This window comes from Neisseria leonii, from assembly GCF_028776105.2.
Classification (GTDB): Bacteria; Pseudomonadota; Gammaproteobacteria; order Burkholderiales; family Neisseriaceae; genus Neisseria; species Neisseria leonii.
The window spans coordinates 413690-436983 of record NZ_CP145606.1; the positions used below are offsets into that span (position 1 = coordinate 413690).

At 56.8% G+C, this 23294-nt stretch carries 25 protein-coding genes and 1 riboswitch; of the genes, 15 read left to right on the forward strand and 10 right to left on the reverse strand.

From position 1 onward, the window contains the following. Positions 1 to 211: 211 nt before the first annotated feature. Both recX and ORY85_RS02045 read right to left on the reverse strand, forming a co-directional pair. Positions 212 to 673 carry a recombination regulator RecX gene (gene recX, locus ORY85_RS02040; protein WP_274572343.1) on the reverse strand — a complete coding sequence of 154 codons (462 nt, stop codon included), beginning with the start codon at positions 671 to 673 and terminating at the stop codon, positions 212 to 214. 44 nt (positions 674 to 717) lie between these two features. Then, a complete protein-coding gene (locus ORY85_RS02045) occupies positions 718 to 1428 on the reverse strand; it encodes a phosphoglycolate phosphatase (RefSeq protein WP_274572342.1) in 711 nt (236 codons plus the stop codon). 257 nt (positions 1429 to 1685) lie between these two features. Between ORY85_RS02045 and hflX the strand changes: the two genes are divergently transcribed. From hflX to acnB, 3 genes are all read left to right on the forward strand, one after another. Then, positions 1686 to 2801, forward strand: coding sequence for a GTPase HflX (hflX, locus tag ORY85_RS02050; RefSeq protein WP_274572387.1), 1116 nt, complete (start codon positions 1686 to 1688; stop codon positions 2799 to 2801). A gap of 102 nt (positions 2802 to 2903) precedes the next feature. After that, entirely contained in the window at positions 2904 to 3698 is a 795-nt protein-coding gene (locus ORY85_RS02055) for a M48 family metallopeptidase (protein WP_274572341.1), read from the forward strand. Between the two features lie 181 nt (positions 3699 to 3879). Further along, positions 3880 to 6465, forward strand: a complete 2586-nt coding sequence (gene acnB, locus ORY85_RS02060; RefSeq protein WP_274572340.1) for a bifunctional aconitate hydratase 2/2-methylisocitrate dehydratase — start codon at positions 3880 to 3882, stop codon at positions 6463 to 6465. Between the two features lie 404 nt (positions 6466 to 6869). On the opposite strand, the gene pstB is transcribed toward acnB, so the two are convergent. The 4 genes from pstB to ORY85_RS02080 form a co-directional block, all read right to left on the reverse strand. Then, positions 6870 to 7628 (reverse strand): phosphate ABC transporter ATP-binding protein PstB, encoded by a 759-nt coding sequence (pstB, locus tag ORY85_RS02065; RefSeq protein WP_274572339.1) that lies wholly within the window; start codon positions 7626 to 7628, stop codon positions 6870 to 6872. An 83-nt stretch (positions 7629 to 7711) separates the two neighbouring features. Further along, positions 7712 to 8548, reverse strand: a complete 837-nt coding sequence (pstA, locus tag ORY85_RS02070) for a phosphate ABC transporter permease PstA (RefSeq protein ID WP_274572338.1) — start codon at positions 8546 to 8548, stop codon at positions 7712 to 7714. Between the two features lie 19 nt (positions 8549 to 8567). Then, positions 8568 to 9524, reverse strand: a complete 957-nt coding sequence (gene pstC, locus ORY85_RS02075; RefSeq protein WP_274572337.1) for a phosphate ABC transporter permease subunit PstC — start codon at positions 9522 to 9524, stop codon at positions 8568 to 8570. Between the two features lie 132 nt (positions 9525 to 9656). After that, a complete protein-coding gene (locus tag ORY85_RS02080; protein ID WP_274572336.1) occupies positions 9657 to 10850 on the reverse strand; it encodes an amino acid aminotransferase in 1194 nt (397 codons plus the stop codon). A 181-nt stretch (positions 10851 to 11031) separates the two neighbouring features. Between ORY85_RS02080 and ORY85_RS02085 the strand changes: the two genes are divergently transcribed. After that, positions 11032 to 11715 carry an SIMPL domain-containing protein gene (locus ORY85_RS02085; protein WP_274572335.1) on the forward strand — a complete coding sequence of 228 codons (684 nt, stop codon included), beginning with the start codon at positions 11032 to 11034 and terminating at the stop codon, positions 11713 to 11715. An 87-nt stretch (positions 11716 to 11802) separates the two neighbouring features. Beyond that, positions 11803 to 12183 carry a hypothetical protein gene (locus ORY85_RS02090; protein ID WP_274572334.1) on the forward strand — a complete coding sequence of 127 codons (381 nt, stop codon included), beginning with the start codon at positions 11803 to 11805 and terminating at the stop codon, positions 12181 to 12183. Positions 12184 to 12231: 48 nt separating this feature from the next. Here the strand turns inward: ORY85_RS02090 and ilvA are convergent, their stop codons facing one another. Beyond that, positions 12232 to 13782, reverse strand: a complete 1551-nt coding sequence (ilvA, locus tag ORY85_RS02095; RefSeq protein WP_274572333.1) for a threonine ammonia-lyase, biosynthetic — start codon at positions 13780 to 13782, stop codon at positions 12232 to 12234. Between the two features lie 257 nt (positions 13783 to 14039). Here ilvA and ORY85_RS02100 point away from each other — a divergent pair, with 257 nt between their 5' ends. The 6 genes from ORY85_RS02100 (at position 14040) to ORY85_RS02125 (ending at position 18000) form a co-directional block, all read left to right on the forward strand. Beyond that, positions 14040 to 15248: a D-alanyl-D-alanine carboxypeptidase family protein gene (locus ORY85_RS02100; RefSeq protein WP_274572386.1), complete on the forward strand. Its 1209-nt coding sequence runs from the start codon at positions 14040 to 14042 to the stop codon at positions 15246 to 15248. Positions 15249 to 15357: 109 nt separating this feature from the next. Then, the gene (locus tag ORY85_RS02105) at positions 15358 to 15645 is read left to right on the forward strand and encodes a hypothetical protein (protein ID WP_274572332.1); all 288 of its coding nucleotides are present in this window, start codon (positions 15358 to 15360) and stop codon (positions 15643 to 15645) included. A gap of 137 nt (positions 15646 to 15782) precedes the next feature. Continuing rightward, a complete protein-coding gene (locus ORY85_RS02110; RefSeq protein WP_274572331.1) occupies positions 15783 to 16094 on the forward strand; it encodes a YqjD family protein in 312 nt (103 codons plus the stop codon). A gap of 104 nt (positions 16095 to 16198) precedes the next feature. After that, positions 16199 to 16627, forward strand: a complete 429-nt coding sequence (locus tag ORY85_RS02115) for a phage holin family protein (protein ID WP_274572330.1) — start codon at positions 16199 to 16201, stop codon at positions 16625 to 16627. After that, positions 16608 to 16904 carry a hypothetical protein gene (locus tag ORY85_RS02120; RefSeq protein ID WP_274572329.1) on the forward strand — a complete coding sequence of 99 codons (297 nt, stop codon included), beginning with the start codon at positions 16608 to 16610 and terminating at the stop codon, positions 16902 to 16904. Before ORY85_RS02115 ends, ORY85_RS02120 begins: the two co-directional genes overlap by 20 nt. Before the next feature lie 136 nt (positions 16905 to 17040). After that, positions 17041 to 18000 carry a calcium/sodium antiporter gene (locus ORY85_RS02125; protein WP_274572328.1) on the forward strand — a complete coding sequence of 320 codons (960 nt, stop codon included), beginning with the start codon at positions 17041 to 17043 and terminating at the stop codon, positions 17998 to 18000. A 105-nt stretch (positions 18001 to 18105) separates the two neighbouring features. Here the strand turns inward: ORY85_RS02125 and ORY85_RS02130 are convergent, their stop codons facing one another. The 3 genes from ORY85_RS02130 to ORY85_RS02140 form a co-directional block, all read right to left on the reverse strand. Continuing rightward, complete coding sequence (locus ORY85_RS02130) at positions 18106 to 18468, reverse strand: YbaN family protein (RefSeq protein ID WP_274572327.1); 363 nt, start codon at positions 18466 to 18468, stop codon at positions 18106 to 18108. Continuing rightward, positions 18468 to 19037: a DUF1415 domain-containing protein gene (locus tag ORY85_RS02135; protein WP_274572326.1), complete on the reverse strand. Its 570-nt coding sequence runs from the start codon at positions 19035 to 19037 to the stop codon at positions 18468 to 18470. Before ORY85_RS02135 ends, ORY85_RS02130 begins: the two co-directional genes overlap by 1 nt. A 67-nt stretch (positions 19038 to 19104) precedes the next feature. Next, positions 19105 to 19593 (reverse strand): Lrp/AsnC family transcriptional regulator, encoded by a 489-nt coding sequence (locus ORY85_RS02140; protein ID WP_274572325.1) that lies wholly within the window; start codon positions 19591 to 19593, stop codon positions 19105 to 19107. A 220-nt stretch (positions 19594 to 19813) separates the two neighbouring features. Then, a riboswitch (glycine riboswitch) is annotated at positions 19814 to 19897 on the forward strand. Between the two features lie 122 nt (positions 19898 to 20019). On the opposite strand from ORY85_RS02140, the gene gcvT reads away from it, so the two are divergent. The 4 genes from gcvT to ORY85_RS02160 all read left to right on the forward strand — a co-directional run bounded on the left by gcvT (position 20020) and on the right by ORY85_RS02160 (position 23182). Next, on the forward strand, positions 20020 to 21120 hold the full coding sequence (gene gcvT / locus ORY85_RS02145; RefSeq protein ID WP_274572324.1) for a glycine cleavage system aminomethyltransferase GcvT: 1101 nt from the start codon (positions 20020 to 20022) through the stop codon (positions 21118 to 21120). Between the two features lie 295 nt (positions 21121 to 21415). Continuing rightward, the gene (locus ORY85_RS02150; protein ID WP_274572323.1) at positions 21416 to 21862 is read left to right on the forward strand and encodes a hypothetical protein; all 447 of its coding nucleotides are present in this window, start codon (positions 21416 to 21418) and stop codon (positions 21860 to 21862) included. 20 nt (positions 21863 to 21882) lie between these two features. Beyond that, positions 21883 to 22278: a glycine cleavage system protein GcvH gene (gcvH, locus tag ORY85_RS02155; protein ID WP_274572322.1), complete on the forward strand. Its 396-nt coding sequence runs from the start codon at positions 21883 to 21885 to the stop codon at positions 22276 to 22278. A gap of 214 nt (positions 22279 to 22492) precedes the next feature. Continuing rightward, positions 22493 to 23182, forward strand: coding sequence for an aspartate/glutamate racemase family protein (locus ORY85_RS02160; protein WP_274572321.1), 690 nt, complete (start codon positions 22493 to 22495; stop codon positions 23180 to 23182). Positions 23183 to 23294: the final 112 nt, after the last annotated feature.

The window sequence follows — 23294 nt, forward strand, 5'->3', positions numbered from 1 at the left end:
GGGCAGTGTTTTTTTTTTCGGGAGGCTGTGCTGAGAAAGGCCGTCTGAACCTCGGTCTCAGACGGCCTGAGACGGCATACGGCTGCTTTAAGCGGTGAAGAATCACTCGGGAACAGTGCGCAGATAATATATTTTCAGACGGCCTGGGCCGGTATAGGCCGTTTGAAAGTACGCCGCCCGCATCATGGATAAACCGTGTATGGTGTACGGTTCAGCCGTTTTCCGTTTCGTCTTCCTGCCAGGCCGTTTTCAGGGCGCGGCGGACGGTGTCGGCATCGAAACCTCGGTAGGCGAGAAAGCGCATCTGTTTGAGTTTGTTCGCCGGATTGTCCGCCGGTGCGGCGAATTTTTTTTCCAAAACGCCGACGGCGGCGGCCAGTTCTTCATTGCGGCCGGGCAGCAGCGGCGCGACGATGTCCGCGCCCACGCCTTTGGCGGCCAGAGCCTGTTGCAGGCGCAGACGGCCGTGGCGGCGGCTTTTGCTGTGGATATAGGCTTCGGCAAAGCGTTCGTCGGACTGCCAGTTGCGGTCGGCAAATTCGTTGATGACGGCTTCGATTTCTTCCTCGCTTTCGGCATGGCGCGCCAGTTTTTTTTTCAGCTCGGCACGGCTGATTTCTTGGCGCGACAGGATTTCGAGGGCGCGGCTGCGCAGGGATTTGGTCGGTTTCATCGGGTTTCGGGCCGTCTGAAAACGGCCTGTACCATGTTGGTCGGTCAGTCGGTTTCCGTATCTTTTTGCGGTTTCAGATTTTCATAAATTTCGGGCAGCGCACCGATCAGCCAGTCGGGCTTGGTGGCGGGGTTTTGCGACAGTTCCGCCATATCGCCGTAGCCGAAAGTAACACCCACGCTCAGGCAGCCGGCGGCTTTGGCAGCCAGAATGTCGTTTGCCGAATCGCCCACCATCATCATCTCTTGCGGCGCAATCCCTAAAATTTCGGCAACGTGCAGCAGCGGTGCGGGCGACGGTTTCTTTTCCGGCAGGCTGTCGCCGCCCAGAACGATGGTGAAATAATCGGCCAGCCCCAAGGCTTTGAGCAGTTTGACGGCCAACACTTCGTTTTTGTTGGTGACGACAGCCAGCGGAATGCCCAGCGATTTCAATAACTGCAAACCGGCTTCGGTTTCGGGGTAGAGACGGGTGGCATCGGCGATGTGTTCGGCATAATGGCGCACGAAAGAGACAAACCCCTGTTCCCATAAGGCGGGTTCGGCCCGGCCGCAGTAATCGGCGGTCAGGCTGCGGTGTACCAGCACGCCGACGCCGTCGCCGACATAGCTTTCGATGGTGTCCTGCGGCAGCGGTGCCAGATTCAGCGCGGCGCGCATGGCGTTGGCCGAAGCGGCCAGATCGGCTACCGAATCGCACAAAGTGCCGTCCAAATCGAAAATCACGGCTTGCAGCCGGTTGATGGCGGTATCCATAAATGCTGCGCTCCTATAAAAGAATGGCGGGGATTGTAGCAAATTTGCGGTATGATGGCGAAAGTGAAGGTTTTTGTCATGAAGGCCGTCTGAAAAACGTCTTTTGTATATTATTTGTATATTAAAAGCAGATTCAGACGGCCGTCCGTTGTCTGAAACGGCATGGCGGGCAGTGAAGAAGCGGAGTAGCGGATTTGGCGGATTTTTCAAACAGAAAGGTGTTGCGCCCGGACACAGTGTTCGCGCCGGAGCGGGTGATGCTGGTGGGCGTGATGTTGGCGGCCGATTTTTCCGGCAGCAACGAGCAGCGCGAACGTGCGTTTCAGGCCGCACTGGCCGAGGCGGGCGAATTGGTGGCGGCCACGGGTGCGCAGTGGGTGCATACCGAAACGGCAAAACGCGACCGCGCCCATGCCGCGCTGATGGTGGGGACGGGCAAGGCAGACGAGTTGGCCGAAGCCGTGCGCCTGCACGAAATCGATCTGGTGGTGTTCAACCACGAATTGACGCCCACACAGGAGCGCAATCTCGAACGGGTTTTACAATGCCGCGTGTTGGATCGTGTCGGCCTGATTCTGGCGATTTTCGCCCTGCGTGCGCAAAGCCAGGAGGGTAAATTGCAGGTGGAGCTGGCGCAGCTGACGCATTTGAGCAGCCGCCTGATACGCGGCTACGGCCATTTGCAGAGCCAGAAAGGCGGCATCGGCCTCAAAGGGCCGGGCGAAACCCAATTGGAAACCGACCGCCGCCTGATTCAGGTCAAAATCAACGCTTTGAAAAAACAGCTGAAAAATGTGGAAAAGCAACGTGAAACGCGGCGCAAGGCGCGTATGGCGGGGCGGCTGCCGACCTTTGCGCTGGTGGGGTATACGAATACGGGAAAATCCAGCCTGTTCAACCGTTTGACCAAAGCCGGCGTGTTGGCCAAAGACCAGCTGTTCGCCACTTTGGACACCACGGCGCGGCGGCTGTACCTGTCGGAAGACTGCTCGGTGGTGCTGACCGATACCGTCGGTTTTGTACGCGATTTGCCGCACGGCTTGGTGGCCGCCTTTTCGGCCACATTGGAAGAAACCGCGCTGGCCGATGTGCTGCTGCATATCGTCGATGCGTCGAATCCCGATTACGAACGCCAAATCGATGATGTCAATCATGTGTTGGCCGAAATCGGCGCGGGCAGCCTGCCGCAATTGACGGTGTACAACAAAATCGATTTGCCCGCTGCTGCCGCGCGCCGTCCCGGTATGCTGCGCGATGCGGCGGGATGGCCGGCGGCGGTGAATATTTCGGTAACCGAATCATGGGGTTTGGATGCCTTGCGCGAAGCCTTGGCGGAGTTGGCCGCATCGTGCCGGGGCGGAGAGGCCGTCTGAATCTGAGAACGGTGTGGAGCGGCCGGAAAGTTTGCCGAGGCGGCGAAAATTCTGTACGCTGGACACCGGATAATTTCTGTTTCATCCATCAGGAGAAAAATCATGAAAAAACGTTTGCTTGCGGCGGCTCTGGCCGCTGTGATGACGTTGGGCGGCTGCACCGGCGTGGCCGAAATGGCGGGCTACAACAGTGCCGCACTCAATCAGGAAGCGGCCAAGAGCTACCGGCAGGTCATCGGTCAGGCACGGCAGCAGCGGGTGGTGGACAGCACGTCGCGCACCGCCAAACGCATTCAAACCGTTTTCATGCGCCTGAAACCGTACGCCGAGCGTGCCAATACCACCGGCGTGCCGTTTGCGTGGGAAATGACGGTGATCCGTTCCGAAGAATTGAACGCATGGGCGATGCCCGGCGGAAAAATGGCGTTTTATACCGGCTTGGCGGAAAAACTGAATCTGACCGATGACGAAATCGCCGCCGTGGTCGGGCATGAAATGACCCACGCCCTGAACGAACACGGCAAACAGGAGGCCGGACAGAAAATCCTCACGGGACTGGCCGTGCAGTTGGGCGGGGCGGTACTTCAAGCGAAAACCGGCGTGAGTTCGGACACGCTGAATCTCGGTGCGGGCCTGTTGAGCGAGTACGGTATCAACAAACCGTTCTCGCGCAGTCAGGAATACGAGGCCGATGCGGGCGGTATGCGCCTGATGGCACAGGGCGGTTACAACCCCGAAGCGGCCCTGACCGTGTGGGAAAAAATGAACCGCATCAATGACAACAACAATGCGCTCAACGCGATTGTTTCCACCCACCCGAACAACAACGCGCGCATCGAAGCCATGCGCAGGCTGCTGCCCGAAATGCGGGGGATTTACGCGCAGAGCCGCCGCTAGTCCGTACTTGGTTTATCCGTGTCAAGGCCGTCTGAAAAACGCCCGTTGTGTTTTTCAGACGGCCTTTCGGCATCTGTGTCAAATCGGTTTCAATACGTGAAGAATTGGTTTATGATATGGCGGGTGCCGCCGTAAACACGGGGCGGTTTCATTCAGAAGAAAAAGCAAAAAGGAACAAGAGATGTTAGAAGCCTACCGCAAAGCCGCAGCAGAGCGCGAAGCATTGGGTATTCCCGCCCTGCCGCTGGATGCCAAGCAGACCGAATCCCTGATTGAGCTGTTGAAAAACCCGCCCGCAGGCGAAGAGGCGTTTTTGGTCGACTTATTGGCCAACCGCATTCCGCCCGGCGTAGACGATGCGTCCAAAGTCAAAGCCTCGTTCTTGGCCGCCGTTGCCGAGGGCAGTGCCGAAAGCCCGCTGGTGTCGCCCGAATATGCTGCCGAACTGCTGGGTACCATGCTCGGCGGTTACAATATCCACCCGCTGATTGAGCTGCTGGATAACGACAAGCTGGCGCCGATTGCGGCCGAAGGCCTGAAACACACGCTCTTGATGTTCGATGCTTTCCACGATGTGCAGGAAAAAGCCGAGCAGGGCAATGCACATGCCAAAGCCGTATTGCAGTCTTGGGCGGATGCCGAATGGTTTACCTCCCGCGAAGCCGTTCCCGAAAAAATTACCGTAACCGTCTTCAAGGTAGACGGCGAAACCAATACCGACGATCTGTCTCCCGCCCCCGATGCGTGGAGCCGTCCCGACATTCCGCTGCACGCGCTGGCGATGCTGAAAAACCCGCGCGACGGTATTTCCCCCGATAAGCCTGGCGAAGTCGGCCCCATCAAACTCTTGGAAGAACTGAAAGCCAAAGGCCATCCGGTAGCTTATGTCGGCGACGTAGTCGGCACCGGTTCTTCACGCAAATCGGCCACCAACTCAGTCATCTGGCACACCGGCAGAGACATTCCTTTTGTGCCGAACAAACGTTTCGGCGGTGTGTGTCTGGGCGGAAAAATCGCTCCGATTTTCTTCAATACCCAGGAAGATTCGGGCGCACTGCCGATCGAAGTCGATGTATCGCAACTGAAAATGGGCGATGTGGTCGATATTCTGCCGTATGAAGGCAAAATCGTGAAAAATGGCGAGACGGTTGCCGAATTTGAATTGAAGTCGCAGGTGCTGCTGGACGAAGTGCAGGCCGGCGGGCGCATCAATCTGATTATCGGCCGCGGTCTGACAGCCAAAGCGCGCGAAGCACTGGGCTTGCCCGCTTCCGACAAATTCCGCCTGCCTCAGCCGCCAGCCGAAAGTAATGCCGGTTTCTCGCTGGCGCAGAAAATGGTCGGCCGTGCCTGCGGCCTGCCCGAAGGCCAAGGTGTCCGTCCCGGCACTTACTGCGAACCGCGCATGACTACTGTCGGCTCGCAAGACACCACCGGCCCGATGACCCGTGACGAGTTGAAAGACTTGGCCTGCTTGGGCTTCTCTGCCGACCTAGTGATGCAGTCGTTCTGCCACACCGCCGCTTATCCGAAACCGGTGGACGTGAAAACCCACAAAGAGCTGCCTGAATTTATTTCCACGCGCGGCGGCGTTTCGCTGCGTCCGGGCGACGGCGTGATTCACTCATGGCTCAACCGTCTGTTGCTGCCCGATACCGTCGGTACCGGCGGCGACTCGCACACCCGCTTCCCTCTGGGCATTTCTTTCCCCGCAGGTTCCGGGCTGGTGGCCTTTGCCGCCGCCACCGGCGTGATGCCGCTGGATATGCCCGAAAGCGTATTGGTGCGCTTCTCCGGCAAATTGCAGCCGGGGGTTACGCTGCGCGATTTGGTCAATGCGATTCCGCTGTATGCCATCAAGCAGGGTCTGCTGACTGTGGCCAAAGCCGGCAAGAAAAACATTTTCTCCGGCCGCATTCTGGAAATCGAAGGCCTGCCCGATTTGAAAGTGGAACAGGCGTTTGAGCTGAGCGACGCTTCTGCCGAGCGTTCGGCCGCCGGCTGTACCGTGAAGCTCAATCAAGAGCCGATTATCGAATACATGAAGTCCAATATCGTGTTGATGAAAAACATGATTGCCGACGGCTATCAAGATGCGCGCACCTTGGAACGCCGCATCAAGGCCATGGAGGCTTGGCTGGCCGATCCGCAGCTTTTGGAAGCCGATGCCGATGCCGAATATGCGGCTGTCATCGAAATCAATATGGACGACATCAAAGAGCCGATTATCGCTTGCCCGAACGATCCCGATGATGTGTGTTTTATGTCCGAAAAATCCGGTACGGCAATCGACGAAGTCTTTATCGGTTCGTGCATGACCAATATCGGCCATTTCCGTGCCGCTTCCAAACTGCTGGAAGGCAAGAGCGATATTCCGGTACGCCTGTGGGTGGCACCGCCGACCAAAATGGATGCAAACCAATTGTCCGACGAAGGCCACTACGGCGTACTCGGCCGTGCCGGTGCGCGTATGGAAATGCCCGGCTGCTCGCTGTGTATGGGCAATCAGGCGCAAGTACGCGAAGGTGCCACCGTGATGTCCACCTCCACCCGCAACTTCCCCAACCGTTTGGGTAAAAACACCAATGTGTTCTTGGGTTCGGCGGAACTGGCTGCGATTTGCTCCAAGTTGGGCAAAATCCCGACAGTTGAGGAATACCGGGCCAATATCGGTATCATCAACGAACAGGGCGATCAGATTTACCGCTACATGAACTTTAACGAAATCGCCAAATACAGTGAAGTTGCCGATACGGTAAAAGTGTAAAACGCTTCATTGGTCAGGCCGTCCGAAAACGCATGATGCCGTTTTCAGACGGCTTTTTTTCTGTTGTGCCGTTTTTTCTGTCGGACACCGGCAACCGGCAGGCGGTACAGATACAGGCTGTGTTGAAGAGGCAGACGGCAGCGGTGCGAGGGAGAATATTGTCCGTATTTCAGATACTGTAATATCCTTGATTACAATAATATGGACGGTATTTCGGTATTTGATGCGGATAGAGTTACAGTCTGCCGATTACATTTTCAGACGGCCTGAGGTTTAGGCCGGCTTGGAATGGGCGCGGCAGCAGCGGAAGAGAAAGGAGCAAAAGATAAGCTGTGCAGCAGTTGTGGGCGGTAGGCGGAAAAAAAGTGCGCCGAAGCGCACCAAAGCGGGGTGGAATGATCCGGTCAGCCGAATTTGCCGGTAATGTAGTCTTCGGTTTCTTTGCGGCTCGGGTTTTTGAACATTTTGTCCGTATGATCCACTTCAATCAGCTCGCCCAGATACATATAGGCGGTATAGTCGGAAACGCGGGCGGCCTGCTGCATATTGTGGGTAACGATGGCGATGGTGTAGTCCTGTTTCAGTTCGGTTACCAATTCTTCGATGTGGGCGGTGGAAATCGGATCAAGTGCGGAGGTCGGCTCGTCCAGCAGCACCACTTCGGGCTTGGCCGCCACAGCACGGGCGATGCACAGACGCTGCTGCTGGCCGCCGGACAGTGAGTTGCCGCTCTGTTTGAGCTTGTCTTTTACCTCGCCCCACAGCGCGGCTTTTTTCAGCGCCCATTCCACGCGGTCGTCCAAGTCGCTTTTGCTCAATTTTTCATACAGTTTCACGCCGAAAGTAACATTGTCGTAAATCGACATCGGAAACGGGGTCGGTTTTTGGAACACCATGCCGACTTTGGCACGCAGCAGGTTCAGATCGACACTTTTGTCCAGAATGTTTTTTCCGTCCAAGAGCAGTTCGCCTTCGGCGCGCATACCGGGATAGAGGTCGTACATACGGTTGAAAGTACGCAGCAGGGTGGATTTGCCGCAGCCCGACGGGCCGATAAAGGCCGTAACCTGGTTGGCGGGAATATCCAGATTGATGTTTTTCAGGGCATGGAAGCTGCCGTAGTAGAAATTGAAGTTGCGGACGGTGATTTTGCTCGCTTGCATCGTGTTTCCTTATCGTGTGTTGGGTGTTTCAGACGGCCTTTTTATGCCGTTATGCCGTCTGAAAACACGGTCATCGGGGGTGCTTATTTGCGGTTGCCGACATAGCGCGCGGTAATGTTGGCAGCCAGAACGGTCAGGGTAATCAGCAGGGCGGCGGCCCAGGCCAGCTTGTGCCAGTCGGCATAAGGCGACATGGCAAACTGGTAGATGACGTTCGGCAGGTTGGCGATGGGCTGGTTCATATTAATGCTGAAAAACTGGTTGTTCAGTGCGGTAAACAGCAGCGGTGCGGTTTCGCCGGAGATGCGGGCAAAAGCCAGCAGAATGCCGGTCAGCACGCCGGCCTTGGCCGCGCGCAGTGTGACCATGCTGACCAGTTTCCATTTCGGCGTACCCAGCGCATAAGCGGCTTCGCGCAGCGAGTTGGGAACCAGTTTGAGCATGTCTTCTGTTGTGCGCACCACTACCGGTACCACCAACAGGGACAGTGCCAGTGCACCGGCCCAACCGGAGAAGTGGCCTTGGCGCACGACGACCAGTTCGTAGATGAACAGACCGATGACGATGGAGGGGGCGGAAAGCAGAATATCGTTTATAAAACGGGTGGCGGCGGCCATTTTGCTGCGCTGGCCGAATTCGGCCAGGTAAATACCGCACAAAATGCCGATGGGGGTGCCGACCAGCAGGCCGAACAGTGTAATCAGCAGGCTGCCGAGAATGGCGTTGCGCAGACCGCCCTCCACGCCCGGCGGCGGGGTGTCGGCAGTAAAGAGGCCGAGACTCAGGCCGCTGAAACCGTGGCCGAACAGGGTAACGAAAATCCAGCCCAGCCAGAACAGGCCGAAAGCCATTGTCAGCCAAGCCATGGTCAGATTGAAGCGGTTGATGAACCGGCGGCGGGAATACAGGGAAGCGTTCATTTTCAGACGGCCTTTCGGTTTAGTGGCTGCGGCCTTCGTTGCGGCTCATGCGCAGCAGCATGACTTTGGACAGGCAGAGTACGACAAAGGTAATGACAAACAGAATCAAACCCAGATAAAGCAGCGAGGAGAGGTGCATCGGATTGGCTGCTTCGGCAAATTCGTTGGCCAAAGCAGAGGTAATCGATACGCCCGAAGTATAGAGGCTGGCACTGATGTTGAAGGTGTTGCCGATGACGAATGTGACTGCCATGGTTTCGCCCAAGGCACGGCCCAGTCCGAGAATGATGCCGCCGACCACACCGGCTTTGGTGTAGGGCAGAACTACATGACGCATCACTTCCCACGTGGTGCTGCCCAAACCGTAGGCCGATTCTTTGAGCATCGGCGGTGTGACTGCAAACACATCGCGCATCACGGAAGCGATATAGGGAATAATCATAATCGCCAGAATCAGCGCGGCGGCAAACAGGCCGATACCCATCGGCGCGCCCTGGAACAGTATGCCGACCAGCGGCAGCGGGCCGAGATATTTGATGAATAACGGCTGAATGTATTCAGAGAAAAACGGGGCAAAGACAAACAGCCCCCACATACCGTAAATAATCGAAGGAATGCCGGCCAGCAGTTCGATACAGATGCCCAGCGGGCGGCGCAGCACAATCGGACACAATTCGGTCAGAAAAACCGCAATACCGAAACTGACCGGCACCGCGATCAGCAGAGCGATGGCCGAAGTGACCAGCGTGCCGTACACCGGTGCCAGTGCGCCGTAGCGCCCGGCCACCGTGTCCCATTCTGCCGAAGTGAAGAATCCGAAACCGAATTCGCGCATACTCGGCATCGCACCGACAATCAGTGAAATCAGAATGCCCGCAAGGCTGGCCAGCACCAGAAAAGCGAAAGTGCGCGTGGTGCCGACAAATAAACCGTCCAGCAGACGCTGGCGTTTCAGTTGTCTGGAAAGCTCGGTCATGATTGATGCCCATTTGTTAGGATTTGTGCGCGGAGTGTAACAAGCGATTGTTGCAGGAATATGACGTACGGCAGCACGGCGGACGGGCAAAAAAAAAGGTGCGCCGAAGCGCACCGGAATCAGGGAGAGTATTTATAGCACTCCGACAATGCTCTCACACAGATAGTCGATATTGTCGTCGGTGATACCGGCCACATTGATACGGCCGGAACGGACGGCATAGACGGCAAATTCGTCTTTCAGACGATCCACCTGTTCGGGTGTGAGGCCGGAGAACGAGAACATACCGTTTTGCCGGACAATAAAGTCGAAATCCTGTTTGGCACCTTTTTCTTTCAGCAGCGCGACAAATTTTTCGCGCATCTGTTTGATGCGGCCGCGCATTTCGTCCAGCTCGGCAATCCATTGCGCTTTCAGCTCCGCGTCTTTCAACACCAGTGCGACGGTTGAGCCGCCGTGTGAGGCAGGGTTGGAGTACAGCGTGCGGATAATCGATTTGACTTGGCTGAAAGCGCGGCCGGCGGTTTCGGTATCGGCGGCCACCAGCGTAAACGCGCCCACGCGCTCGTTATAGAGGCCGAAGTTTTTGGAATACGAGCTGGCAACCAGCAATTCTCTGTTCTTTTCGGCAAACACGCGCAGCCCGTAGGCATCTTCTTCCAAGCCGTTGGCAAAGCCCTGATAGGCGAAGTCGAACAGCGGCAGCCAGCCTTTTTCGGCCGCCATATCGGCCAATTGCCGCCATTGTTCGGGCGTGGGATCGATGCCGGTGGGGTTGTGGCAGCAGCCGTGCAGCAGCACCACATCGCCCGCCCGGGCTTGGGACAAATCTTCGATCAGGCCGTTCCAGTCCAAGCCGTGGGTGGTTTTGTCGTAATAGCGGTAGTCGCGGACAGGGATGCCGACGGCTTGGAAAATGGCATTGTGGTTCGGCCAGGTCGGGGTGGAAATCCAGATATTTTGCGCACCGGTTTGACGTTTGATAAATTCGGCCGCCACGCGCAGCGCGCCGGTGCCGCCCAAACTTTGTGCCGTTTTGGCGCGGTTGGAAGCGATGACTTCGCTGTTTTCGCCGAACAGCAGAATTTGGGTTTGTTCGTTGTAGTCGGCCACGCCGTCGATGGTCAGATAGTTTTTCGTGTTTTCACTGTCCAGCAGGCGTTTTTCGGCTTCTTTGACGGCTTTGACAATCGGGGTCTGCCCTTGTGCGTCTTTATAGACACCGATGCCGAGATTGACTTTTTGCGCGCGCTGCTCGGCTTTGAAGGCTTCGCCCAAACCCAGAATCGGGTCGGCCGGTGCGGCTTGGATATTGTCGAAGAACATAAAAACGTGCCTTTCGGAAAGTGGGGTCGGAAAAGGAAACACCCGCCATCTTACGCTTTTTAACAGGGCTTGGAAACTATATTGTTCGCATTGGGCGAGGCGTGGTGCGGACGGACAGTACTGTTTTTTCGGAACGGCGGGTTTATAATCAGGCCGTCTGAAAACAGTTTTGGGAGAGAAGATGAAACGGATCATCATGTGCGGGCTGATGCTGGCGGCACTGCCTGCGGCAGCCGAGGGGCTGAATTACAATGTGGTGTCGTTCAGCGAGAGTGCGACGGCACTGGTGGCCAACGACTTGATGGATGTACGCCTGACCGTGCGTGAAGAGGGTGGCGACCGGCAGGCGGTCAGCAATGCGGTAACGCGCAAGCTGAATATCCTGAATGCGCGTATCCGCGGACAGGAGGCAATGGAAAGCGAGCTGGTGCACCGCAGTGTTTCGCCGCGTTACGAAAAGGGTAAAGTGGCGGCTTGGCTCGATCAGGCAACTGTCCGTGTGCAGAGCCGGGATTTTCAGGCGCTGAACAAACTGATTGCGCAAAGCCAGCAGGAAGCAGTGTTGCAGGGCATGAATTTCCGTGTTTCTGCGCAAAAACGCAGTGAAACCGTGAACCGGCTGAGCCGTCAGGCTTTGGAAAATTTTCAGGCACGGGCGGAAGTCGTCAGCCGGACTTTGGGCTTTTCGGGGTATAAAATTGTGAACCTGAATCTGGACAGCAGTTTTAACAGCTACAGCGGGGGTATGCGGGCGGCGAAGATGGCACCGGTCGCCATGGCGCTGTCGGATGCGCCGGAAATGGTTACCGATAATCCGGGCAGCGAAGAGATAACGCAGACGGTCAGCGGTTCGATTCAGATGTAGCGGTTTTTCGGCCGTCATACGGTAAAAGGCCGTCTGAAAACCGTTTTTCGGGGTTTCAGACGGCCTTTTTGCGGCAGCGGTGTTTTTATGGTGTGGAAGTGGGGGGCAGAAATGAATCGGGCGGCACGTGTTTTCCGCAGACTCGGGTGCTGCGGCATATGGTGTCTGCTGCCGTTGTTGGCAGCCTGCCAAAACCTGCCCGGGCAGCGGCCGGTGAACGCCGTGCAGAAGGTGCACGGCGTATGTCCGGATAAGCAGAATCTGATGGTATTTTTTGAGCCGTCGGCTGCCGAAGCGGTGGTGTCGTTTGCGCGGCGGCGCGGCGACAAACTGCTTTACAGATACCGCAATTTGAACGGAGTAGCTGTTCATGCCGCCGACGGTCAGGTACGGGCGGTGACGGCATACGGGCAGCTGGCGGGCGTACTGGCCGTTTTGCCGGACGGGTGCGCCTATCCTGCACACTGAGTGCGGCCGGGCGGCTGCCTGTGCGTATACCAAGCCGCCTGCCCGTTTTCAGACGGCCTTTGCTTCATCATCGGGACGGCCGAGAAACAGGCGGTAGGCGGTGTTGTCGGTTTCGTCCTGATAGGTGTAGCCCAAATTGTCGAGGAAGGCGGCGAAGGCGGCATCATCGGCAGGCGGGACGTCGATGGCTACCAGCACGCGGCCGTAGTCGGCACCGTGGTTGCGGTAGTGGAAAAGTGTGATGTTCCAACTGCTCTGCATATGGTTGAGGAACGCCGCCAATGCGCCGGGCCGTTCGGGGAATTCAAAACTGATGACACGCTCGTCGGCGATTTTGTGCGTCCGCCCGCCCACCATATAGCGGATATGGATTTTCGACATTTCGTCGTGGGTCAGGTCGGTATTGGGCAGGCCGGCGGCACTGAGTTCTTCGCTGATTTTGGCTAAGTCTTTGGCACCGGCCGCCTGAATGCCGACAAAAATATGCGCGGTTTGATCATCGCCGTAGCGGTAGTTGAATTCGGTGATGTTGCGGTTGCCCAGTACATTGATAAATTTGAGAAAGCTGCCCGGTGCTTCGGGAATGGAAACGGCAAAAATCCCCTCGTTGCCCTCGCTTAGCTCGCTGCGCTCGGAAACGTGGCGCAGACGGTGGAAATTCATGTTCGCACCACTGTTGACGGCAATCAGGGTCTGGTTTTCGCAACCCGATTGGGCGATATAGGCTTTCAGGCCGGCCAGCGCGAGCGCGCCGGAAGGTTCGGTGATGCTGCGGGTGTCGTCGAAAATGTCTTTCAGCGCGCTGCATACGGCATCGGTGTCCACCAGAATAATATCGTCGAGCAGGTCGCGGCACAGGGCGTAGGTTTCTTCGCCCACCAGTTTCACGGCGGTGCCGTCGGCAAACAGGCCGACATCTTTCAATTCCACCCGTTTTCCGGCATCAATCGACTGCTTCATGGCGCAGGCATCGTCGGTTTCCACGCCGATAACCTTGATTTCGGGGCGGACGTGTTTGATAAATGCTGCTACGCCTGCCGCCAGTCCGCCGCCGCCGATGGGAACGAAAACCGCATCAATCGGCTTGGGATGCTGGCGGATAATTTCCATGCCGATGGTGCCCTGTCCGGCAATCACTTCGGGGTCGTCAAAAGGCGGAATGTAGCTCAAACCGCTTTCGGCAACCAGTTTGACGGCATGGTTGTAGGCATCGGTGTAGGAAGTGCCGGCCAGCACGACGCGGCCGCCGCGCGCACGTACCGCATCGACTTTAATCTGCGGCGTGGTCTCCGGCATCACAATTGTAGCGGTGCAGCCGAGCTTTTGTGCTGAAAGCGCTACGCCCTGCGCATGGTTGCCCGCGCTGGCGGTAATCACGCCGCGCGCCAGCTCTTCCGGTGAAAGTGAAGCCATTTTATTGTAGGCACCGCGGATTTTGAACGAAAATACCGGCTGCAAATCCTCGCGTTTGAGCAAAATCCGGTTTTTCAGACGGCCTGACAGACTGCGCGCTGCTTCCAGCGGGGTTTCGACGGCCACATCGTAAACGGACGATGTGAGGACTTTGGTCAGATAATGGCGGTGGGGTAGGGCGCTCATGGTTGGATTGCGTAAAATTCGTTCGGAAAAATGTAAAACCATACCGACGACAGACGGCGAAAGCAAGAAAAATTTAGCAAGCCTCAGCCTTGTGCGTATAATACCGCCCGTTTGCGGATTGTGCGGCAGGCCGTCTGAAAAAGCGGATAATCGGTGTTTCAGACGGCCTGCCTGTGATTCTGCCCCGGCTTTTTCCGACAACCGATACTGTGGCGCACGATAATGGTGCGGCGCGTTTTTTGCGGTAATCCTCTATGATGAAAAAAACTGTCTGCGCAGCGGTATTGGCCGCCGCGCTACTGACCCAATACGCTCCGGCTGCCGGTAATGCAGCCGCTTCCCAACCGCAAACCGCCGCCGCAGCCGAACCGGCCGCCGCTCCGGTACTGCCCCAACCGCCCCAGGTTGCCGCTGCGGCTTATCTGGTGCAGGATTTGCAAAGCGGCCGGATTCTGGCCGGCAAGGATTTGGATACCCAAATCGAACCGGCCTCGCTGACCAAGTTGATGACGGCCTATCTGACGTTCAAAGCACTGGAAGAAGGGGTGCTCAAACCCGATCAGGAACTGTTGGCTTCGCAGGCGGCATGGCGTGCAGAAGGCTCGCGCATGTTTGTCAATCTGGGCAAGCCCGTGAGCGTGAGCGACCTGCTCAAAGGGCTGATTGTGCAGTCGGGCAACGATGCGGCGATTATTCTGGCCGAAGCCTTGGGCGGTACGGAAGCCGGTTTTGCCGACAAAATGAACGTGCAGGCACAGCAGCTGGGCATGAAAAACACCCGCTTTATCAATGCCACCGGCCTGCCGGGCGAAGGGCATCTGACAACGGTGCGCGATTTGGCCCTGCTCTCGGCGGCGATTATCCGCGACTATCCGCAGTATTATCCGATTTACTCGATGAAATCGTTTAAATACAACAATATCGATCAGCCCAACCGCAATCTGCTGCTGTACCGCGACCCGAGCGTGGACGGCCTGAAAACCGGCCATACCGCCAGCGCGGGCTATAATCTGATTGCATCCAGCAACCGCAACGGCCGCCGCGTGTTGAGTGTGGTGGTCGGAACCGACAGCCCCGAAGCGCGGGCGGCCGAAAGCAGCAAACTGCTCAACTGGGCATTGCAGTCGTTCGATACGCTGAAAGCTTATCAGGCCGGCCAGACGGTTTCGCAGGTCAAACTTTATAAGGGTGCTGCCAATACAGTAGCTGTGGGTTTTTTGGACGATGCCTATCTCACGTTTTCCCGGGGCAGCAGCAAAGACATCCGGCCGGTACTGGAAACCGTACAGCCCGTTCTGGCGCCGGTCAGCAAAGGTCAGGTGCTGGGCAAGCTGAAAATCATGAGCGGCGGCCAAGAGATTGAGTCGCGCGATGTGGTGGCGTTGAACGACGTCGGCGAAGCGGGCTGGTTCGGCCGCGTGTACGACAGCATTGTGTTGTGGTTCAAACAAATGTTTGCCGATTGAAATAAAGGCCGTCTGAAAACGGGCGTAAGGGAAGCTGCTGTCGGGTAAAGACTCCTCAGGCGGCTGCATGACGGTAGGTCGGCGCAGATTTTCGGGAACGGGAGGCACGGTGTCGAAAGCGGTTTTGGGGTTGATTTTTCTGCCGGCGGGCATTGTCAGTATGTGCCTGGCTGCGGTGTGGCAGATGTATGTCGTGCTGACGGAAAGCTATCCGCTTAACCGTTTTCAGGGGCGGCGGTTGGCAGGTGTGGCGGCGGCCATGTTTTTCAGCTTTTCGCTGGCGGTGTACATTTTCTGTCCGAATGCGCGCAGAAAAGGTGTGTTTTTTGCCGTATTAGCCGGCGGCGGGGCATTGATGTATCTGTTGGCAAAATGGTGGCTGCCGTGGCAAGCGTAAAGGCAGTTTGTTGTATCTTTACATAAAACGCGGTTGTGATCGGCAGTTTGCGCCCTTATAGTAAAAAGCAAGCAGCGGCCATGCCGCGCTGCGATCCAAGACGAAAAACATCATTCAAATTAATCGGGAGTTGCAGTATGAAAAAAGATTTTGACAACCAAAAAGAAGCATTGTTGAAAGAAGTCCGTTCCGTATTGGACGAAGTGGAAGGCCTGTATGAAGCAGGTGTGGATCGCGGTTCCGAAGAGGCCAAAGCCCTGTCTGAAAAGCTGAAAGACAAACTGGCTGCCGCCCAGGACAAATTGCAGGACTTTGAAAGCGAAGCAACCCGCCGCGTGAAAAAACACGCCGCACAGGCCGATGCTTATGTACAGGACAAACCTTACTACGCAATGGGCTTTGCCGCACTGGCAGGTCTGGTGGTCGGCGTTCTGTTGAACCGCCGCTGATAACCGGCCCGTCTATCAGGCCCCGAAAACCGCTAGGGCTGTACCGCCTAGCGGTTTTCTTATCGCAACGGGTTTTACCATCTCATTGTGTGGAGGGAGCAAACATGAGTTTGAGCCGCAGCATCAGCCGCTATAAAACGCTGCTGAACAAGGGAACCGATCTGCTGTTGCTGCGTTTGCAGATTTTGCAGATGGACGTATCGCAGCAGCTGGGAACACTGGTACGGCTGCTGGCCGTGGTCGCGGTGGCGGCTGTTTTGGCACTGGTGGCCTTGATCAGTCTGCTGTTCGGCCTGAATGCCGTTTTGCCTCGGGAGACGGCTGTGTGGACATTTTTCGGTATCGGCGGGGGACTGCTGCTGCTGATTGCCGTGCTGTTTGCATGGGCATTGTCGGGCTGGCGGCACCAATGCTCGGAAGTAAACCGTGTTTTGGGCGATATCCGCCGTGATCTGGCCTATTTGCGCGGTGACGTGACGGCCGATACGTTGAACCAAACGGAGTTGGAGAAGCATGAGCAGATTAAACCGTAAAGAGCAGCGGGAGCTGTTGGAGTTGGAAGTGATGCGCAACCGCCTGCAATTGGCGTTGGACAAGGTCAAACAGGACGAGCTTCGCCGTGATCATGCCGATAATCTGGCAGTGGCGCGCATGAGCGGGCTGATCGGCAGCGGCATCAAGGGCAATTTGCTGTGGCGGCTGATTATGCTGCCTTCGGCATGGCGGCACCGTATTGTGCTGGGTGCGCTGGTGTTGCTGTGGCAGATGTGGCGCAAGCAGACACCGCGCCGCAGCCGTTTCCGCCGTTAAGGGCGGCAGGCGGCCGTACGGCAAAGGGGCGGAAAGCCGCTCCTTTTGCCGTTTTGTGTTTTCAGACGGCCCGGTACGGGCGGTTTGGCCGTCTGAAAACGGATGATTTTGAATAAATAGAAAACAGGAATGTGAAATGTTGTATGCAGGTTTGGCCGTTTTGGCCGGTTTGGCGGTATTGGTATGGAGTGCCGACCGCTTTATCGACGGCGCGGCGGCAACCGCCCGCCATTTCGGAATGCCGCCGCTGCTGATCGGTATGGTGATTGTGGGTTTCGGTACTTCGGCACCGGAAATGGTGGTGTCGGTATTTTCGGCATTGGAGGGCAGCCCCGGTATCGCTTTGGGTAATGCTTACGGATCGAATATTACCAATATCGCCCTGATTTTGGGTCTGACGGCGCTGATCAGCCCGATTGTGGTGCAGAAAAGCGTTGTGAAAACCGAACTGCCTGTTTTGCTGGCCGTTACCGCTTTATCGGCCGGCCTGCTGCTGGACGGCAGCCTTTCTTTTTCAGACGGCCTGACGATGCTGGCGGTATTGGCGGCCTATATGCTGTGGACGGTATGGATGAATTTCAGGCAGGCCGGGCAGGGTGCGGAAACGGAGTCTGCCGGAGATTTGCCGCAGATGGCTTTGGGGCGGGGTATTTTCTGGCTGGCGGCGGGTCTGCTGATGCTGGTGCTCAGTTCGCGGCTGCTGGTTTGGGGGGCGGTGGAGATTGCGCAGGGGCTGGGTGTCAGCGACCTGATTATCGGCCTGACTGTCGTGGCTGTCGGGACATCACTGCCGGAGCTGGCTTCTTCGATTATGGCGGCGCGTAAAAACGAACACGATATTGCTGTGGGCAATGTGGTCGGATCGAACCTGTTCAATACGCTGGCGGTGGTCGGTTTGGCTTCCGCGCTGCACCCGATGGATGTTCAGGCCGATATTTGGCAGCGTGATTTTCCCGTGATGGCGGCTTTGACCGTTTTGCTGCTGTTTTTCTGCATCGGCCGGGGCGGTACAGGCAGAATCGGCCGCGGCAAAGGCCTCTTCCTGCTGGCGGCCTATGCGGCTTATACGGTTTATCTGATTTCGACGGCGTTTTGACGGAACGGTTCAGGCCGGTTTCCGATGCGTCTGATACGGCAAGGCCGTCTGAAATTCTGTTTTCAGACGGCCTTTTTGACGGTTTGGTGTTTGGCGGAACGGTTTTCAGGCATCGGGCAGGCGCGACATCCATACGGCGGTGGCCGCACAAATCAGGCTGGCGGAGGCCGGAAAATACCAGCTCTGCAAACCGAAACGCCACCATAACAGGGCGCAGGAAAACGTCATCATGATATAGGCCAGATATTTGGCGCGGCGCGGTACGGCACGGCGGGATTCCCAGTTGTGCAGTATCGGGCCGAAGCGGCGGTGTTGCAGCAGAAAGCGGTGCAGGCGGGGCGAGGCGCGCGCCCAGCAGAGGGCGGCAAGCAGAACCAGCGGGGTGGTGGGCAGCAGCGGCAGATAAATGCCGATAATGCCCAAGGCCAGTGCCAGTGCGCCGGCCAGCCACAGCAGCGCGCGCCACATCACGGTTTCTCCTTATGCGGGCAGCCGACAGCGAGTTTTTCCCAGCCACGATGCCCCATTTCTTCCAGCAGGCGGATATTGCGCCCGAAAATCTGCTCGGGATCGGGAAAGGCTTCCACCGCTTTGGCGATACTCGCTTCGCGGATCAGGTGCAGAGTGGGATAGGGGCTGCGGTTGGTGTAATTGCCGATGTCGTCGGGCCGGCTGCCGGCAAACTGAAAATCTGGGTGGAACGGTGCGATCTGTATGATGCCTTCGACTTGGTTGTCTGCCAGCGCGGCATCGGCAGCGTCGAGCATATCGTTGAAAACCGGAAAATCGGGAAACAGAGTGGGGTGAACCAGCAAAGTGGTTTCCAGTATTGGCGGCGGCGTGGCGGCCAGATGTTGCAGTTCGCGGTCGAGATCTTCCAGAAAGCCGTCGAGATGACGTGCACGGCTCACGCTGATGCGCACCAGCCCTTTGACGTAAGGGGCTTTGGCAAACGGGCAGAGATTCAGGCCGATAACGGCTTTTTCCAGCCAGTATCGGGTGCGGTTGGCGATGTATTCGGTATCGAGGTCGGACATGGGCGTTTTACGGTATCGGCAGGCCGTCTGACAAACGTGCTGCTGCGTTTTCAGACGGCCTGTCAGGTTATGCCGGTTCGGGTTGCAGGTGGGCCAGCGGCAGCGCGGTAGTATTTTTCACTTCGTTGAGGACAAAACTGGATTTGGCATCCTGTACACCGGGGTGGGAGAGCAGGGTTTCCAGCACAAAGCGGGAAAAGGCGTTCATATCGGTAAAAAACGCGTGCAGCAGGTAATCGGTTTCCCCCGTCAGTGCAAAACAGCTCAATACTTCCGGCCAAGTCTGTACGGCACGGGCGAAGTCTTCGCGTGCTTCCGTGGCTTTGTTGATGGACACGCGGATAAATGCCTGCAGGCCCAAATCCACCGCCGCAGGCGACAGCAGGGCGGCATAACGGCGGATGATTCCCGCATCTTCCAGCTGTTTCAGACGGCGCAGACAGGGTGAGGGCGAAAGTGCCACCCGTTCGGACAGTTCGACATTGGTCAGCCGGCCGTTTTCTTGAAGTACTTGGAGGATTTTTAAATCGGTTTTGTCGAGTGTGAGCGGCATCATGGTTGTTTCCTGTATTTCTTCTTGTTTGCGGCCTTAATATAAGCTAAAAAAAATTAACCGACAATACGGTGTCGGGAATAATATTTCAAGAAACGGCAGCAGACGGTCGGTTTCTTGTCGGCAGGGTGCCGATTTTGTCGGAATATGCCGAATCGGGCGTAACGTTGGTACGGGGAGTGTAAAGAATGCTTGCCTGCAAACGGCTTTCGCGCCATAATCCGACAGGATTTCAGGAGAGAGCCGCAAGGCCGCCGAAGGCGCAAACACCCTATAATCGCTCAGGCAAAAGGACTGAAACCGTTCAAATCTGGAGAGCGGCGCAACGCGCCCACCGAAGGGGAGAAGACGCTCAGCCGTCGAAAATCTCAGGTTCAAGGACAGATGGGGCGGCGCGTTTGCGCCATTAATATGCTATGGAGAAACCCGATGACCGCCCTTAAAACCACCCCGTTCCACCAAGCCCACCAAGATGCCGGCGGCAAGCTGATCGATTTTGCCGGTTGGGAGTTGCCGATTCATTACGGCTCGCAAATTGCCGAACACGAAGCCGTGCGTACCGATGCCGGCATGTTCGACGTTTCCCATATGCTCGTTACCGATGTAACGGGCGATCAGGCCAAAGCCTTTTTCCGCAAACTGATTGCCAATGATGTCGCCAAACTCGGTTTTGTCGGCAAAGCCCTTTATTCGGCCATGCTCAACGACAAAGGCGGCGTGATTGACGATTTGATCGTATACCGCACCAACGAAGCCGAAACCCAATACCGCATCGTTTCCAACGGCGCCACCCGCGAGAAAGATTCCGCCCAGTTTGCCAAAATCGGCGCAGAATTCGGCATCGCGATCAATCCGCGCTACGATCTGGCCATGCTGGCCGTTCAAGGCCCGAAAGCCGTGGAAAAACTCCTGAAAGTGAAGCCCGAATGGGCGGAAACGGTAAACAATCTGGCCGTATTCCAAGGTGCCGATTTGGGCGGCGACTGGTTTGTCGCCCGCACCGGCTACACTGGTGAAGACGGCGTGGAAGTGATTCTTCCCGGCAGCGAAGCCAACGCCTTTTTTGCCCAATTGCGCGAAGCGGGTGTGCAGCCGTGCGGTCTCGGTGCACGCGACACCCTGCGTATGGAAGCAGGCATGAACCTCTACGGCAACGATATGGACGACGACACCAGCCCGCTCGAAGCCGGTATGGGCTGGACGGTGGACTTGAAAGACGAAAACCGCGATTTTGTCGGTAAAACCGCGCTGCTGGCTTTGAAAGAAAAAGGCGTGGCGTTCAAGCAGGCCGGCCTCTTGCTCGCCAAAGGCGGCGTATTGCGCGACCATATGGAAGTGATTACCGACGCGGGCAAAGGCATCACCACCAGCGGCGTGTTCTCGCCCAGCCTGAAACAGTCCATCGCCATCGCCCGAGTGCCGAAAGATTTCAACGGCGATACGGCCAAAGTATTGATGCGTGGCAAAGAAGTAGACGTGCGCGTGTTGAAACTGCCGTTTGTGCGCAACGGCAAGCAGCAGTTTGAATAAATCGGTGTATTCTGCTTTCAGACGGCCCAAATGAAGAAAGGCCGTCTGAAAACGGATTGTCCGGTCAAACAGAAAGCAGAAAGGAATACCGTGAACAAAGCATTGCGGCTTGTGCCGCTGCTGCTGGCATTGGCTGCCTGTGATGCCAAAGATATCTGTCTGGATCAGGGCGGGCGTTATCATGAAACAACCAAACAGTGCGAAAAATAAGTTTTCGGCCTGTGCTGCCTGAATGATTTCCGCTGTATCAGGCCGTTTGAAAACCGTATGACTGTTTTATGAATCGTAAGTATTGATGATGAAAAACATTTTTCTGGCCGCCGCCGCTTTTCTTCTGGCAGCCTGTGCCGCCACGCAGCCCGTCGGCCGGCAGATGGGGCAGATTCGGCAGGCTGTGGTTGCCAAAGGTCAGGTTGTCGATCAGATGCTCTTTGTCCGAGTGCCGTCGCCGGGCAATCCGGTGTCGGAAGGCATGATGCTGGCCGCTTTGGCTGCCGGTACGCAGAGTAACGCAGTCAAAGGGATTACCGAAATCCTGACGGCACGTCCGAATGCACCCTTGGGAATTGTCGGTAACAGCCGCGCGGTGAATGTGGCCACGCTCAAACGCGCATTGGCCGACCTGCCCGCCGTCCCCGCTGCCCGCGAATATGCCGTTTATCTTGATGCTTCACCCGCCGATCTGGCTGCGTTGCAGCAGGCAGCGGCCGGGAAAAATATCCGCATTTTCGGTTTGCAATAAACCACACCCACCTTTTCAATATGGAGAATACCATGAGCAATATCCCTGCCGAATTGAAATACGTTGCCAGCCACGAATGGCTGCGTCTGGAAAATGACGGGACTGTTACCGTCGGCATTACCGAACACGCGCAAGAGCTGTTGGGCGACATCGTGTTTGTCGAGCTGCCCGAAGTCGGCACCGGGCTGGCTGCCGACGAGCAGGCCGGCGTGGTGGAATCGGTGAAAGCCGCTTCCGATGTGTACGCGCCGATTGCGGGCGAAGTGGTGGCGGTAAACGATGCGCTGACTGCCGCACCCGAAACTGCCAACAGCGACCCGTACGGCGAAGGCTGGTTCTTCAAAATCAAACCCGCCGATGCGGCCGATTTGGACGGCCTGCTGAGCGCGGAACAATACGCCGCAGAAATCGGCTGAGTGCGTTAAACGTTCTCGGCCAAGGCCGTCTGAAATGGCTGTTCGGGCTTTTTCAGACGGCCTTTTTGCGGTTTTGACGGTTCGCGGTTTGGCCGGAAACCGCCGGAGTTGCTTCCGCATACGGCAAGGCGTTTTTTCGGGCGGTGTTTTTTAGCGGTGTTTTTTAAGTAAAAATACGGGCGGATACCCGAAACGGACAGATAGGGAGCAAAATATGAAAACCTTGGGCATTATCGGCGGCATGAGTGCCGAAAGCACGGTTCTGTATTATCAGATCATCAACCGCGAGGCCAACCGCCGTTTGGGCGGCAACAGCAGCGCGGATATTGTGATGCACAGTGTCAATTTTGAAACAGTGGCCGCGATGCAGCGGGCGGGCGACTGGCAGGGTGCGGGTGCCATGCTGGCGGACAGTGCGCGCAAACTGGTGCAGGCGGGCGCACAGGCCATTGTGTTGGCCACCAATACCATGCACAAAGTCGCGCCTGCCATTGAAGCGGCTGTGCCGGTGCCGCTGATTCATGTGGTCGATGCCACCGCAGCGGCAGTTAAGGCGGCGGGCTTGCAGAAAGTTGCCCTGTTGGGTACGCGCTTTACCATGAGCGACAGTTTTTACAGCGGCCGTATGCGCGCTTTGGGCGTGGAAACGCTGGTGCCGTCTGAAAGCCATCAGGACGAAATCCACCGTGTGATTTTCGAAGAGTTGTGCTGCAACCGCATAACCGAAACGGCCAAACAAAGCTACCTGAGTGCCATCGAAAGTTTGCGGGAAGCGGGCGCGCAGGGCGTCATTTTCGGCTGCACCGAAATCGGCTTGCTGCTGAAAGCCGAAGACTGTCCGCTGCCCGTATTCGACAGTGCCGAAATCCATGCGTTGGCTGCGGCCGATTTTGCGCTGGGGTAAATGGAAAGATACCGTTGGGTTTCTGGGATTTTAACGCGGTCGATACAGAAGCTCGAACCGGGCTGATGCAATCATCACGGCTGAGGTTTCAAGGTGTTGTGAAGTTTTTTGA

Bases quoted from the DNA above. Each gene is read 5' to 3' on its own strand.
- ORY85_RS02100 (WP_274572386.1), top strand. From the start codon at position 14,040: ATGAAAAAAACTGTCTGCGCAGCGGTATTGGCCGCCGCGCTACTGACC.
- acnB (WP_274572340.1), top strand. From the start codon at position 3,880: ATGTTAGAAGCCTACCGCAAAGCCGCAGCAGAGCGCGAAGCATTGGGT.
- pstC (WP_274572337.1), bottom strand. From the start codon at position 9,524: ATGACCGAGCTTTCCAGACAACTGAAACGCCAGCGTCTGCTGGACGGT.
- ORY85_RS02140 (WP_274572325.1), bottom strand. From the start codon at position 19,593: ATGATGCCGCTCACACTCGACAAAACCGATTTAAAAATCCTCCAAGTA.
- ORY85_RS02085 (WP_274572335.1), top strand. From the start codon at position 11,032: ATGAAACGGATCATCATGTGCGGGCTGATGCTGGCGGCACTGCCTGCG.
- ilvA (WP_274572333.1), bottom strand. From the start codon at position 13,782: ATGAGCGCCCTACCCCACCGCCATTATCTGACCAAAGTCCTCACATCG.
- recX (WP_274572343.1), bottom strand. From the start codon at position 673: ATGAAACCGACCAAATCCCTGCGCAGCCGCGCCCTCGAAATCCTGTCG.
- ORY85_RS02130 (WP_274572327.1), bottom strand. From the start codon at position 18,468: ATGTGGCGCGCGCTGCTGTGGCTGGCCGGCGCACTGGCACTGGCCTTG.
- ORY85_RS02120 (WP_274572329.1), top strand. From the start codon at position 16,608: ATGAGCAGATTAAACCGTAAAGAGCAGCGGGAGCTGTTGGAGTTGGAA.
- hflX (WP_274572387.1), top strand. From the start codon at position 1,686: ATGCTGGTGGGCGTGATGTTGGCGGCCGATTTTTCCGGCAGCAACGAG.
- pstB (WP_274572339.1), bottom strand. From the start codon at position 7,628: ATGCAAGCGAGCAAAATCACCGTCCGCAACTTCAATTTCTACTACGGC.
- ORY85_RS02080 (WP_274572336.1), bottom strand. From the start codon at position 10,850: ATGTTCTTCGACAATATCCAAGCCGCACCGGCCGACCCGATTCTGGGT.
- ORY85_RS02055 (WP_274572341.1), top strand. From the start codon at position 2,904: ATGAAAAAACGTTTGCTTGCGGCGGCTCTGGCCGCTGTGATGACGTTG.
- gcvT (WP_274572324.1), top strand. From the start codon at position 20,020: ATGACCGCCCTTAAAACCACCCCGTTCCACCAAGCCCACCAAGATGCC.
- ORY85_RS02090 (WP_274572334.1), top strand. From the start codon at position 11,803: ATGGTGTGGAAGTGGGGGGCAGAAATGAATCGGGCGGCACGTGTTTTC.
- ORY85_RS02045 (WP_274572342.1), bottom strand. From the start codon at position 1,428: ATGGATACCGCCATCAACCGGCTGCAAGCCGTGATTTTCGATTTGGAC.
- ORY85_RS02150 (WP_274572323.1), top strand. From the start codon at position 21,416: ATGATGAAAAACATTTTTCTGGCCGCCGCCGCTTTTCTTCTGGCAGCC.
- pstA (WP_274572338.1), bottom strand. From the start codon at position 8,548: ATGAACGCTTCCCTGTATTCCCGCCGCCGGTTCATCAACCGCTTCAAT.
- ORY85_RS02115 (WP_274572330.1), top strand. From the start codon at position 16,199: ATGAGTTTGAGCCGCAGCATCAGCCGCTATAAAACGCTGCTGAACAAG.
- ORY85_RS02135 (WP_274572326.1), bottom strand. From the start codon at position 19,037: ATGTCCGACCTCGATACCGAATACATCGCCAACCGCACCCGATACTGG.
- ORY85_RS02110 (WP_274572331.1), top strand. From the start codon at position 15,783: ATGAAAAAAGATTTTGACAACCAAAAAGAAGCATTGTTGAAAGAAGTC.
- gcvH (WP_274572322.1), top strand. From the start codon at position 21,883: ATGGAGAATACCATGAGCAATATCCCTGCCGAATTGAAATACGTTGCC.
- ORY85_RS02160 (WP_274572321.1), top strand. From the start codon at position 22,493: ATGAAAACCTTGGGCATTATCGGCGGCATGAGTGCCGAAAGCACGGTT.
- ORY85_RS02125 (WP_274572328.1), top strand. From the start codon at position 17,041: ATGTTGTATGCAGGTTTGGCCGTTTTGGCCGGTTTGGCGGTATTGGTA.